This is a genomic window from Neptuniibacter sp. PT8_73 (genome assembly GCF_047778045.1).
Taxonomy (GTDB): domain Bacteria; phylum Pseudomonadota; class Gammaproteobacteria; order Pseudomonadales; family Balneatricaceae; genus Neptuniibacter.
Genome location: NZ_CP180545.1, coordinates 575,952 through 589,585, shown reverse-complemented (window position 1 = coordinate 589,585; position 13,634 = coordinate 575,952). Strand labels below are relative to the sequence as shown.

The window sequence follows — 13,634 nt, the reverse complement described above, 5'->3', positions numbered from 1 at the left end:
CAAAACTATCTTAAGCGAAAAAGCTGTTAATTTTAAAGGATTAGGTGGCGACAAAGCCTCAATAAGATAAAGTATGTTTAGGGCAATTTACTGAGTAACAGGTATGAAAATTCTAATCACAGGTGGGGCGGGATTCATTGGCTCTGCAGTCATACGCTATTTCCTAGAATACACGACATATCAACTTATAAATGTCGATAAACTGACTTACGCAGCAAATATGACTTGCCACAAAAGCCTTCAGAATAATGAGCGCTATCATTTTGAAAAGCAGGACATTTGCGATCGGAAGGCTATTAAGCAGATATTTTCAGACTATGAACCTGACGCAATCATTCATTTAGCCGCAGAATCACACGTTGATAGATCTATTACGGGCCCTAGCGATTTTATTGAAACCAACATTGTTGGTACATCTATCTTACTTGATGTCGCTAATCAGTACTGGAATAATCTTGAAGAAACGAGAAAAAACAAATTCCGTTTTTACCATATATCCACCGATGAAGTTTTTGGTGATTTAACAGAAGCCGAGCCCGCGTTCACAGAAAGTAGCAACTACAAACCCAGCTCCCCTTACTCAGCCTCTAAAGCCAGTTCAGATCACTTAGTGAACGCATGGCATCGAACATACGGGCTACCGACCTTAATTTCCCATTGTTCAAATAATTATGGCCCATATCAATTTCCAGAGAAGCTCATACCTCTGACAATATTTAATGCTTTGAAAGGAAAAGAGATACCTATCTACGGCAGCGGGAATCAAATCAGAGACTGGATTTATGTAGATGACCATGCCGAAGCGATTCACCAAGTTCTGATTAATGGTCAGCCTGGAGAAAGCTACAATATAGGAGGGAATTCAGAGATTAGAAATATTGACGTCGTTTCAATCGTGTGCAAATTACTCGATGAATTGCAGCCATCTTCGACTCAAAGCTATCGCCATTTAATAACGCACGTAAAAGATCGTTTGGGCCATGATCATCGATATGCAATAAATTCTGACAAAGCTCATACTGAACTAAACTGGAAACCAAACCACAGTTTCGAAGACGGAATTAGAAAAACTGTTTGCTGGTACTTAAGCAATACCGATTGCTACAATAACTAAATAATTATCTTATAAAATCTAAAGTTAGGAGCACCAAAATAATGAAAGGCATCATTCTTGCTGGCGGCTCCGGCACTCGCTTGTATCCAATTACCAGAGGCATAACTAAACAGCTCTTGCCGATTTACGACAAGCCAATGATTTACTATCCCCTATCAGTGCTAATGCTGAGCGGAATCCAAGACATACTTATAATTACCACCCCTGAAGACAACAATTGCTTCAAGCGCTTACTTGGTGATGGCAGCGATTTTGGCGTTAGGCTCAGCTATGCTATTCAACCTAAACCAGAAGGGCTCGCTCAAGCCTTTATCATTGGCGAGGAGTTTATTGGGGATGATCGGGTATGCTTAGTACTAGGTGATAACTTTTTCTATGGATATAGCTTTTCGCCAAAACTAAAAAACGCAGCCAAAAGAGCAGAAGGCGCCACCATTTTCGGTTATCAAGTTAAAGACCCGAAGCCCTTTGGTGTAGTTGAATTAGATAAAGATAAAAACGCTCTATCTATTGAAGAAAAACCAGAAACACCTAAGTCCAACTTTATTGTAACAGGGCTCTATTTCTACGATAACGATGTAATTGAATTGGCCAAACAGGTCACACCTTCCGATAGAGGGGAACTGGAGATCACATCCATTAATCAAGCTTATTTAGAAAGAGGACAACTGAAAGTAGAACTCTTAGGCCGAGGTTTTGCTTGGTTAGACACAGGTACACATGAAAGCCTGCTAGAAGCTGCACAATTTGTTGAAACTGTAGAAAAGCGCCAAGGCTATAAAATAGCCTGTTTAGAAGAAATCGCGTACCGCAACGGTTGGCTTTCAAAAGAAGATATAATCAGAATCAGCAAACCTCTAGTTAAAAGCCATTATGGCGAGTACTTACTGAGTATTATTGATGCCGATCCCCGTATCTAAGCCTTACCTTCCTAATAGAGAGAAGCTCAATAAATATATTGACCAGATTTACGAATCTGGCTGGCTTACTAATAACGGACCTCTTGTAAGGCAACTTACCAAAAAACTAGAAGAAAAATTTTCCGTTGATAATATCCTTCTGGTAGCGAATGGCACACTTGCACTACAAATTGCTTATCGAACACTTCTTGATACTCAAAACATAGAGACCACTTCAGAAGCATTAACCACACCTTTTACTTTTATAGCCACAAGCAATTCCTTGATGTGGGAAGGACTTACTCCAGTTTTTGCAGATATTAATAAAACTGATTGGTGCATTAATCCAGATAACATTGCAGCAAACATAACCAAAAACACTAAACTGATCGTACCTGTCCATGTTTTTGGCAATAGCTGTGAAATTGAGAAAATCGATAAAATAGCTACTGAATATGGAATAAAAACAGTCTATGACGCTTCTCATTCCTTTGGCATCCAATACAAAGACAAGAACATCCTCCAGTACGGGGATGCTAGTGTCATAAGCTTACATGCAACAAAGCTATTTCATACCGTAGAAGGAGCCTTACTTCGCTTTAAGCGTAAGTCAGACTTCGAAAAGGCTAAACAACTCATCAACTTTGGCTTCAATCAAGATAAAGAGCCTAAAAGCTTAGGTATCAACGCGAAAATGAACGAAGTTGAAGCCGCTTTTGGACTTGCAGCCATAGATGATATAAACGAGATTATTGCTGAAAGGCAGCATATTGCAGATATTTATGAAGAGCACCTATCTTCCAATCCTCATATAGAACAAATCAATAGAAGCTCGAATCAAGCTTACTTACCAGTCCTATTCAGAAGTGGGACAGCAGCGTCAGAAGTTTTGAAAAAACTACAAGAAAAGGAGATTGAAGCTAAAAGGTACTTTTTCCCAAGCCTAGATACCCTAGAACATCTAAACAGCCTATCGACATGTGAAACATCTCAAGACATAGCAAACAGAATACTCTGCCTACCTATTTACACAGGCTTAAGTAAAGATAAGATCCAAACCATTTGCAACTGTATTAATGAAATAGATTTATCTCACCAACAATGCATATAACAACTGGTAAAGCTGCCATCATGCAGCCCTATATTTTTCCCTATCTGGGATATTTCCATTTAATTGAAGCCAGTGACACTTTCATCTTTTATGATGATGTAAACTATATAAAACGTGGTTGGATTAACCGTAACAGAATTGGACTTAACAACAAAGCTCACCGTTTCACATTGCCTATCAAGAAAGCAAGCCAAAACATTTTAATCAAAGATACTCGAGTCAACCTAGATAAATCTTGGCAGAAAAGCTTTTTCTCCACTTTAACTCAAGCTTATAGAACCGCCCCTCATTTCGACGCTACTGTCGCTTTAATTGAAGGCACTTTTATTGACCAAGAAGAGAATACTATTTCTTCATTAGCAATCAGGTCGATTGAACATGTCTATAGGTATCTAGAGATCAAACCTAACTTTATCAAATCATCAGCATTTTCTCCTGAAACAAGAGGCCTAGAAAGATCCGAACGCCTTATCCAGATTACCAAAAAGCTTGGGTATAACTCATATATAAACCTACTAGGCGGCAAGGAACTTTACACAAAAGAGCACTTTAGACACCACGGTATAAACTTAAATTTTGTTAAAAGCTTAGATCATTCCTACAAACAACATAGCGATAATTTTATTCCTGCTCTTTCCATAATTGATATTCTGATGTTCAATGATAAAGAAGCTACCAAACACCTTTTTCACAACTTCACACTGATATAGAAGCTCATTTTGAAGCCCACCAAGAACACAATCATTCCAGTTGCTATCCATGGAGTTCCACGTTCTGGAACAACTTGGATCGGTGAGATTATAAATAGCTCCCCTTGTTCTATTTATAAATACCAACCCCTTTTCTCATATAAACATAAAGGATTCTTAACACCTGAATCCTCAACAGATCGCATTAACAGTTTCTTCGAACGCCTGACAAAATGCGATGACAGTTTTACAGGGCAAACAGAACAAAGGCTAAAAGGCACACTTCCCCGTTTTAAAAAGAAGCAAATTAGTCATATCGTTTATAAAGAAGTCAGATATCACCATATCCTTGAGAATCTATTACAGAAAACAGAGAATCTTAAACTTGTTCTAATTATTCGGAACCCTCTTTCAGTCATCAACTCATGGCTAAAGGCACCAAGAGAATTTAGAAATGATCTAGGCTGGCTAGTAGAGGAAGAATGGCAATATGCTGACAAAAAGAACCTAAAAAAACCTGAAGAATTTTATGGTTATGAGAGATGGAAAGAAGCCACGAATCTGTTTCTAAAACTGAAAGCAAAGTCCCATGACAGAGTGCATATCATTACATATTCTCAATTTTTGAAATCACCTAAAACTGAAACAAAAAAGCTATTCAGTTTTCTGGACTTGAGCTATAGCGACCAAACGGAACTTTTTCTGCAGGATAGTACAATTAAAATGAACAAGGATCCTTACTCCGTATACAAAAGCGATCAATCTGATAATTCATGGATAACAGAACTTCCATCCTATATTGTTGAGTTTATTAAGAGTGACTTAAAAGGTTCTGAGCTAGAGAAATTTCTAGATAACTGAGCAATCCAGTATACTGTTCTGACAGAGAGACTCGATAAAGCTACAAAGGCCGATACATGAATTTCAACTTCCTCATGTGCTCCGAAAGGTCTGGGAGCAATTTAATCACTCAATTATTAAACTCCCACCCTCTAGTTTGTGCGCCAGCAACAAAACATCTGATCAATCCTGTAGCAAGGAACTTATTTAGGTACAAAGACCTGTCGAAAACTGAAAATTGGAATGCTCTCTTAACAGATATTCATACATTACTTAATGCTGATTTTTCTGAATGGGATACAAAATTTTCACTTATAGACCTAGAAGAGCTGACCAACATTGGTGAAGTAAACAGCCTTATTCGAAAGATATTTGAATCAGAAGCTAAAAAACAGAATAAGTCCCAACTATTCATAAAAGAAAATCATCTTTATGAATTCATGACATTTCTTCTATTAAACTTCCCGCAATCAAAATTCATATACCAAACCAGAGACCCTAGAGATATGGCATTATCTTGGAGAAAAAACCCAAGCCATCCTGGCGGTATAATCGCTGCAGCCAAGCAGTGGTCGAAGGACCAAAAAAAATTTTTAGGGGATCATTATGCGCTCAGCCAGATAGGTAGATCTCATCATCTCACATACGAATCCCTTATCTCTAAACCCGAAGAAAGCATAAAGGCAGTTTTGAAATTTTTAGGTCTTGAATACTCTGACAATGTATTCAATTTCCACAACAATGATGCAACCGTAAAAAATGCTGCAAAGCAGGAAGCTTGGAGTAATCTATCTAAGCCGATAATCTCTAACAACTGCCAAAAATATTCAAATGAATTAACATCGATTGAAATAGGTATGATTGAGAAGCTCTGCTTTTTCGAGATGAATGCTTTAGGCTATAAAACCGTCAATAGTAAAGTAGAATTAGATAAAATTGCAGACTTGAGCATCGATGATTTAGCAATTAAGGAGTCGAAGATATACAAATCGACTCCTTCAGCAGGGACCGTTGAAAACATACAAGCAAAGAAGAATTTCTATCTTCGCTAATCAGCCTTTACTTGGTAGCATTTAGCTTTGGCACAGGGATATTAAGATCAAGCGGCAATCCTAAAAAGCTAAGTATCTTCTCAATATCGTTTTCTTTGGCGAGATCTACCACTAACAAATCATTTGGGCGACCAGAAAAATACTTAATGATCTGCTGGTTTCTCTCTTCATATATAGAGATACGATGCTGTTTATCATATAACAGTGAAAAATCAGACTTTAAATTTCCATGCTCAACAACAGTTACATGTCTCTTCATATTTTCGTAAGTGTAATTTTTATATAGGTAAAGGTTCTTATCTTTGAAATCCTCTTCCTTTACCTGATCTATATCTGTCACTCCCGCTCTTTTCAAAACCCCTTTAGTTTGAAATCTGATAAGGCTATCGAACCATTCATCAGAGTCCCTAACCGTTAATATGAACTTGCTATTAGGGAACAGGCAGTCAAGCTGAGCGTAGAGTACACCTTGAGAAAAAGGCATATCTTGGAAAGCATCAAAGTTGCCGCAAAAATCAATCAGCGGCTTAAAATTACCTGCATAAACCTGCCTTACCAACCTAATCTCTTGCTCCATTTGGTTTGGCATTTTATAGCCCAGCAGCTTCAAAATATGCTCTAACGATGTTGTGCCCGTTTTGTTGTAACCAATACAGAATAGTTTATTGAAACTTTTGCGAGACAGCGTTTCTAAAACCGCTTTCTGCTTATAAGCATCAATATTTTTAAGGCCCTCTGACACTTTATACTCTCTCTATACTTTTAGTAAAAACAGACCACATATCGAAAAAAGCGCCTTCTAGATCTTTAGCCATTAGCTTCCCATTGTATAAACTTGAATCAAGAGCCCTGTGTCTTAACTCCTTCCTCAGATCTGACAAGGCATTAATATCCGTACATACCCGTTTCACAATTTCAATATATTCTTCTGTGCTTTCAGCCACAAACTCATCGAGACCTGCTTTATATAAAGTTGCAGCCCCTCTCCTAGAGATTCTATCTTGACCCAGCAATGATACGAACGGAACTCCCATCCAAAGGGACTCCATATTTACAGTCCCCCCATTAAATGGAAACGGATCTAGGCATAAATCCACTCGATTATAAGAAGAAAAGTAAGCCTCACGGCTTTCACCCACTTCACAGATTATCCTATCAGCATCGATTCCTAAACTTTTCAAACGCTGCTTTAGATCATCGCTAATCGAAGAATCAACAAAGGCAGTGTCTTTAACTATTAATTTAGAATTGGGAACTGAGTGAAGAATATCAGACCATAAAGCCAAAACGTCATTATTTAATTTTGCTACTTTATGGAAACACCCAAAGGTAATATAACCATTCTCAAGTGCTGGCAAACACTCAACTTCAATCTTAACCTTTGGAGGCGAAAAGCAGCTCGAAGTATTCAACCTCCAAGCTTTCTCTACATAATATTGTTGAATGCCTTCAGGGAAATTCCATTGATCACCAATAAAGTAATCAATTTCCTCAACACCTGAACTGGCAAAGAACCCCATCCAAGAAATCTGTATAGGCGCTGCTTTCCAAGCAAACAAAGGCAACCTATTTTGAGCAGTATGCCCTGATAGATCGATAAGAATATTAATCCTATCTTCATAGATGGCATGAGCTACTTCCTTATCTGCAGCACCAGCTATTTTTGTCCACTTTACAAAATGGGGTTTGAGCTCTTCACTTACTTCATCCTCAATCGGATAATTACTATAAGCAAATAATTCAACCTTTTTAGGGTCAAGTTTATCTATCCAGCTCATAAGAAAGTAAGCTACTGAGTGCTTTCTTAAATCGCCAGATACTAAACCGACACGAAGTTTCTCGGTTTGTTTTTCCAGATTAGGCCAGTCGGTATATGGTTTCGCCTGTTTAGAAGCTGCCTTACCAAACTTTCTCGCTTCTGCTATGTATTGTTCAGCGGTAAAAGAGGGCTCAGACGCCATCCCCATAAGCACATTGCTATATATATCCAATCTAGAAGGATCTAGTTTATAGGCAGCTTTGTAGCAATTAATTGCTTCTAGCAACTTAGATTGCTTCCGAAAAACACTACCTAAATTGTTATGCGCTTTTATCAATTTAGCATCGTACTTTATTGCTTTCAGATAGTGTTTTATCGCTAGTTCATATCTACCCAATTCAGAACTAACATCCGCGTAGCCTAGATGAGCAACTGCGAAGGATGGTTTAAGATTTATTGCGGCTAAAAAGCACTTACTTGCTATTTCTTTTTGACCTAAGCCTTTATAAGCCAAGCCCAAGTGATGATTTGCATCAGCATCCTTAGGCTGCAAGGAGACAGCTTTCAATAATAGCTTCTGTGAAATGCTAAAGCTCTCTTCTTGAAGAAGAATGATGCCAAGAAGGTGAAAGGCAAAGAAATTATTCGGATCGAGCTGTAACACTTTTTGAAATAAAAGCTTAGCCTGATCAAAATTGGATTTTTTAAAGCTATCAAGCCCTAAACTTAGGGCTTGTTTCAATAGGTCACTTTTTTGATTCACTAGGTATTAAACTTTCAGTCAGATGAATTTGCTAGTCATTTTGCATTTCAACTGGCATAGAAGACCAACCCGAACGAACTTCTAAAATCAGATCCATAACTTCTTGGACTTTATCAACGCTCTTATCCCTATTTGCTGCAACAATCTGGCGAATCATATAGTTATATAGTTCATCTAGATTAACTGCGACTTCACCACCTTTTTCCAGATCCAAAGAACCTTTCAAACCCACAATAATATCTGAGGCCTTGTTTAGATTCTCGGTGCGTTCTTCAACTTGGTTTCGTTCAATCGCACCTTTTGCCTGTGCAAGTGCCGTTAAAGCGCCATCAAATAGCATTGCAATAAGCTTATGAGAGCTTGCAGTCTCTACAGTAGCTCGCAGATCGACACTTTTATATTCTTTAAGGGCGTTTAAGTTCACGCTCATAATAACTACCTACCTAAATTTATACGCAGACGGAAAAATATATTAACCATTCGATGCTGTAAATGGTAAACGATCTAATATCCCATCTAACTGGTTTCCAGTGCTCTGGAAGCTGTTAACTATTCTTTCCATCGCTAGAAATTGAGAATACAACCGCGTTTCTAACTTTTCCATTTTACGATCAAGCTCAACCCTATCTTCTGCCACACCCTCTAATGCGTCATTGATATTATCTTCCCTATTTTGAATCGAGCCAGTATTTGATAGAAAACTATCAATCAGAACGTCTAGTTCACCTGCTAAACCACGAGTGTAAGTTGTGGTTATCGCTCCTGCTGCTACAGCATTCTCGCCAATTGTAAAGTTCAATCCGTAGGCATCTGAATCAATAGGCGGTAATAAAACGTTACCGGAACCAAATGCTGCCTCACCACCTATAGTGCCAGCGGCATTAACACCTGTATCGGAAAAATCGGCCAAGCCTAGTTCAGCTGCTTTAGCTGGATCTGCAAAGTCTGCTGAGTCAAAAGTAATTTCAGAACTACTGCCGTACTCTCGCGAAGTGAACGTAAACTGACCGCCAGTATAACCAACATCTAGGGCTAAATTAGCTCCTTTTAAATTGGTATCACCATTAATGATTGCCTGGAGGTCAGCTCTTACCTCTTCAGCTGAAGAATAAGTGCCAGTTAACACTATATCTTCTGATTTAACGCCATCTACCGTAATTTTAAAGGCGTAATCAGCCCCCAATGAAATCGGAGGGGTAGAGAAATCAAGCGTTTCAGCATTAGCTGTTATGGTTGCCTTCTCTGGATCAGTGGTCACTATAACTTCATAATCACCTGCAACCGTGTTGGAAGCATAGCTACCTTCTGTAACTGTCACTTGACTACTGGATGATTGTGTAGTGCTAGCAAAAAGCTGCTCAACGAGATCAAAGTTATCATTAAACGCTGTACCAAAATCATCCTCATCAATTGATAACGTACCGTCTAACTCCGTTCTAATACCTAAGTTTGTTAATGCCGTATAGCCACTATCAATACCCGCAACTTCAGCCGTAACAGTGGAACGTAATTGGTTAATCAAGGCCTTAGCTGTGCCATCAGTTGCCAAATCCCCTTTAACTGTCTGGTTGTTCTCATCTGTACTATAACCAATCAGATTCTGGGATGTTTCAAAGAAAAGATTATAAGCAGTGACGAAGTCCCGTACGGCCTGTTCGGCAATATCGGTATCTGCGCTAACAGAAAAAGTTAAGTTTGTTCCAGGTTCAGCTTTGTTAACAGAAAAGTTAAATCCCTGAATAACATCATCAATTTCATTTGATTCACGGTATACCGTCAAACCATTAACTTTTAATTCTGCATCCTGACCTTGTTGTGTTTCTGTAACTTGCGAATGCTCTGTTTCATTAAATTCAAAAACACTTAGCCCTGTTGTATCGCCTTTCGTAGCATCATCACTACTAATTCTTATCGCGTTATTTTCACCTGAAGGCGCTGTTAACAATAATTGATACTGACCATCGACTAGCAATACTGAAGCTTGAACCTCTGCATCTTCAGCATTTATTTTATCGGCAATATCTTGGAGAGAATCATCTGTTTCTACTTCAATATTTAGCGCTGCTCGATCCGCATTAACCGCAAACGAATACGGGTCATCATCAGTATCTGCATCAAGACCTGGATCACCATTAGTAGCATCTTCATCGTAAGTCCATGTACCAAAACTGATTGTTAAAGTACCTGTTTCATTCAATGAAGCATCCTTATCAGCATAAGCACCTGTCGCTAACGATTGAGCTTGGGCTACTTCAACCACTTCAATTTGGTAAGTCCCGGTTTGAGCACCTGGCTCAACGGAATTTGGGGTAATGACATCTGAATCAGGGAAAGCGACTGAACGTGCATTAAAGGTATCGTTATCAGCCAAAACTGACATAGCACTTTGAAATTCTGACAAACTGCTGGATAGAGTACCGTACGCTGAAATCTGAGCCTCTAGCTGCTCCTGCTTAGAATCTAAGCGATTCTCGATTGGAGCTCTCTCAATTTCAACAAGATTGGATACAAGGCTAGTGGTATCGATACCAGAACCGGCCCCCAGTGATCTAATGATACTATCACTCATAGCCAATGCCTCTGGTTTTTAGGTGAGTGGAAGAAGCCCGTAGTGTCTCAGGCTTCCTCGTTAAAGATCAAGCCCATCATACGATCCAATGATTCTGCAAATCTGAGTGCTTCTTCATTTGGAATCTGACGGATAACTTTATCTGTGCTTAGATCACGCACTTGAACTACTACTTTTTCTGATGAGTTATCTACAGAAAAGTTCAGAGAGCGCTGACTGCTTTTCATCATCTCGTTAAGACGATCAATTGCAGCATCCAACTTCTCAGCGGAGAGTTCTTGCGTTTGTTTAGCTTGCTCTTGAAGTCGCTCATTATTACGCGGCTCCACTTGCTGACGCTGAACCTGCTCTGCTTGCTGAGGCTGCTGGGTAGGCTGAACTACGTTAGCTGCACTGTTAGCAGCATTTAGTGATTCAATAGCCATAACGCATTCCTCTTTTTTATCTCTTTAAGTTACCCTCCATTGCGATATCGCAATGGAGGGTAATACGCTACTAGTTAGTATAGCGCTTATCTTACTGAAGCAGTGATAGTACCTGCTGTGGCGCAGCATTCGCCTGAGCCAACATTGCAGTACCTGCTTGCTGTAGTACCTGGGCACGAGATAGTGCAGCAGATTCTGCAGCAAAGTCCGCGTCTTCAATTCGTGAACGCGCAGCCGCTACGTTTTCAGAAACGTTTGCCAAGTTATTCACAGTGAAGTCAAGACGGTTGTTTACCGCACCCAAATCACCTCGAGTCGAGTTAATCTCTTCAAGAGCGGCATCAATGATACCAATTGCTTCCTGAGCTCCTCGTGCAGAAGAGATATCGATGCTTGAAACGCTACCACCAGCACCAGTTGCTGCATTCGTCTCGTTTAGACCGAAGATAGTCTCCATAGCAGCCTCATCACCATCTTTATAGGAGATAGAGATATCGCTACCATCAACAGACGTTAGTTTCAGAGCATCTGTAACGCCGTTTGCGCTGTCTAGAGATGCGGTAACGCCAGTTTCATCTGTGTGAGTATTGATCCAAGCAACTAAGTCACTTTCTTCACCAGCAGTATCGTTACCGTCGTAGTCTACTGTAGTGTCATATTCACCAAGAGCCACGCCATTGATAGTCACCTGACCAGCATCAACATTCGCTTCTGCTTGAGCTTGGTATCCTGTGATAGTCCCAGCTTCAAGACGAGTATCTAGACCTAGAACGTTGGCATGAGCAGCATCGTTATACTCAATAGTTACGCCATCAACATCAGCATCTGCAGTCAATGTCAATGCAGCTTCAAGTGTACCTACGTTAGCAATAGTACCTACAGCATCAGCAAGTGTTGCACCACTTGCAGTGATAGCGATGTTGTCAGCGCCTTCGGAAGAAACATTTAGGTAGCCGCTATCATTAACTTCAGCTTTTACAAGACCATCAGAAAGATCTGTAATCTTAGCCGCCAACTCTTCCAAAGAACCAGTTTCTGAAACCTGGAATGTTTGAACTTCAGCATTTGCCATTGTTACAGCAAACTGGATGTATTCACCTTGGTTAACAATACCATCACCGGCAGTTGTTGCAGTAGCTTCAACAAGAGTACCTACTGTCACACCTGAGATGTTGTTGTTGATTGTATCTAGGGCTTCCTGAAGAACAGTTTCACCAGACAGGTCACCGATATCGATACCGTTAATGGACATAGTCTCTGTGCCATCGAATGTCTGCAAATCAGCCAACAGATCACTGTTATCGTTAGTTGCGCCAACAATTGTTGCGCCAGAACCGCTACCCAAAGTACCAGAATCTGTAGCGCCGATATTTAAAGAAATCGTTTCATTAGCATCAGCACCTGCTTGTAGATCTACCTGACCCAATGTGCCATCAAGAATCTGAAGGCCGTTGAATTTAGTAGTTTCAGAGATACGGTCGATCTCAGAAATTAGCTGCTGAACCTCTGCATTCAATGTAGAACGGTTACCTTCATCGTAAGTACCGTTGGCAGACTGAATAGATAGTTCACGCATACGCTGCAAGATGTTTGTTGTTTCGTCCAACGCACCTTCTGCAGTCTGAATTAGAGAGATACCATCGTTCGCGTTACGAATCGCCTGATCAAGACCACGAACCTGAGAAGTCATACGGTTTGCGATTGCAAGACCTGCTGCATCGTCTGCTGCAGAGTTGATACGCTTACCGCTTGTCAAACGCTCCATCGCCTGGTTTTGGTCACCCTGTGACATTGTCAGGTTACGCTGAGCATTCAGCGACATAATGTTTGAGTTAATTACCATTGCCATGAGATTTTCTCCTCACATTCAGCCGAGTCTGACCGGCCGGAATAAAATAGTTTGCTGTCCGAATTTCCCGATTTAAAAGGGGTTAGGAAATCCAAGCTTGAGAGTGTTATCGACCGCAAACAAAAACGCTTTAGAAAAAATTTATATTTTTTCCGAAGCTTTCTTATTTGCTCGTAACGCCTCGTTGATTTTTGTTATCGGCAAGCACACACTAGACATTAGAAATTATTTTGAGGTGTTTATGAAAAGTATCTTGCAGCAAGCTGAACAACTGGCCCAATTATCGGATCGGTTACTCGAAAAAGCGCAAAACGGAGCATGGCAAGAACTTGAAGAGCAACAAAAACACTATGCCCAGCTAGTAGAACAGCTTTCAAAAACCGACCTTGAATCAGTAACAGATAAAAAAGTTCAAGAATTGCTTCTTCATACTAAGACAACTGAGCAGAAAGCAGCTCGGTTAGCTGCCGAGAACAAAGACAACATCGTCAAAGCTAACCGCACAAGAGAAAAAGCATCTAAGATGCAAAAGACCTTAGATGCTTTTAAGTAATAAATTAAGAC

13 protein-coding genes are annotated in these 13,634 nt (G+C 39.9%); 7 read left to right on the top strand and 6 right to left on the bottom strand.

Features of this window, described 5'->3' with window-relative positions; all coding sequences use genetic code 11:
* Positions 1–103 precede the first annotated feature (103 nt).
* Genes rfbB through ACMXYN_RS02475 form a run of 6 tightly spaced genes read left to right on the top strand, consistent with a single transcriptional unit; the run spans position 104 to position 5,705 of the window.
* Positions 104–1,114 (top strand): dTDP-glucose 4,6-dehydratase, encoded by a 1,011-nt coding sequence (gene rfbB / locus ACMXYN_RS02500; protein ID WP_415893355.1) that lies wholly within the window; start codon positions 104–106, stop codon positions 1,112–1,114.
* 41 nt (positions 1,115–1,155) lie between these two features.
* On the top strand, positions 1,156–2,034 hold the full coding sequence (rfbA, locus tag ACMXYN_RS02495; RefSeq protein ID WP_415893354.1) for a glucose-1-phosphate thymidylyltransferase RfbA: 879 nt from the start codon (positions 1,156–1,158) through the stop codon (positions 2,032–2,034).
* Complete coding sequence (locus ACMXYN_RS02490; RefSeq protein ID WP_415893353.1) at positions 2,015–3,124, top strand: DegT/DnrJ/EryC1/StrS family aminotransferase; 1,110 nt, start codon at positions 2,015–2,017, stop codon at positions 3,122–3,124. Before rfbA ends, ACMXYN_RS02490 begins: the two co-directional genes overlap by 20 nt.
* Positions 3,125–3,144: 20 nt before the next feature.
* Entirely contained in the window at positions 3,145–3,834 is a 690-nt protein-coding gene (locus ACMXYN_RS02485; protein ID WP_415893352.1) for a WbqC family protein, read from the top strand.
* A gap of 9 nt (positions 3,835–3,843) precedes the next feature.
* Positions 3,844–4,674: a sulfotransferase domain-containing protein gene (locus ACMXYN_RS02480; protein ID WP_415893351.1), complete on the top strand. Its 831-nt coding sequence runs from the start codon at positions 3,844–3,846 to the stop codon at positions 4,672–4,674.
* A gap of 56 nt (positions 4,675–4,730) precedes the next feature.
* Positions 4,731–5,705, top strand: a complete 975-nt coding sequence (locus ACMXYN_RS02475; RefSeq protein ID WP_415893350.1) for a sulfotransferase family protein — start codon at positions 4,731–4,733, stop codon at positions 5,703–5,705.
* Between the two features lie 7 nt (positions 5,706–5,712).
* Here the strand turns inward: ACMXYN_RS02475 and ACMXYN_RS02470 are convergent, their stop codons facing one another.
* The 6 genes from ACMXYN_RS02470 to ACMXYN_RS02445 form a co-directional block, all read right to left on the bottom strand.
* The gene (locus ACMXYN_RS02470; protein ID WP_415893349.1) at positions 5,713–6,447 is read right to left on the bottom strand and encodes a sulfotransferase; all 735 of its coding nucleotides are present in this window, start codon (positions 6,445–6,447) and stop codon (positions 5,713–5,715) included.
* 1 nt (position 6,448) lies between these two features.
* Positions 6,449–8,206, bottom strand: coding sequence for a tetratricopeptide repeat protein (locus ACMXYN_RS02465; RefSeq protein WP_415893348.1), 1,758 nt, complete (start codon positions 8,204–8,206; stop codon positions 6,449–6,451).
* 52 nt (positions 8,207–8,258) lie between these two features.
* Positions 8,259–8,657 carry a flagellar export chaperone FliS gene (gene fliS / locus ACMXYN_RS02460; protein WP_415893347.1) on the bottom strand — a complete coding sequence of 133 codons (399 nt, stop codon included), beginning with the start codon at positions 8,655–8,657 and terminating at the stop codon, positions 8,259–8,261.
* 42 nt (positions 8,658–8,699) lie between these two features.
* Entirely contained in the window at positions 8,700–10,796 is a 2,097-nt protein-coding gene (fliD, locus tag ACMXYN_RS02455; protein ID WP_415893346.1) for a flagellar filament capping protein FliD, read from the bottom strand.
* A 47-nt stretch (positions 10,797–10,843) separates the two neighbouring features.
* Positions 10,844–11,221, bottom strand: coding sequence for a flagellar protein FlaG (locus ACMXYN_RS02450; RefSeq protein WP_415893345.1), 378 nt, complete (start codon positions 11,219–11,221; stop codon positions 10,844–10,846).
* Positions 11,222–11,312: 91 nt separating this feature from the next.
* Positions 11,313–13,070, bottom strand: coding sequence for a flagellin (locus ACMXYN_RS02445; RefSeq protein ID WP_415893344.1), 1,758 nt, complete (start codon positions 13,068–13,070; stop codon positions 11,313–11,315).
* Positions 13,071–13,173: 103 nt separating this feature from the next.
* On the opposite strand from ACMXYN_RS02445, the gene ACMXYN_RS02440 reads away from it, so the two are divergent.
* Positions 13,174–13,623 carry a hypothetical protein gene (locus ACMXYN_RS02440; protein WP_415893343.1) on the top strand — a complete coding sequence of 150 codons (450 nt, stop codon included), beginning with the start codon at positions 13,174–13,176 and terminating at the stop codon, positions 13,621–13,623.
* Positions 13,624–13,634: the final 11 nt, after the last annotated feature.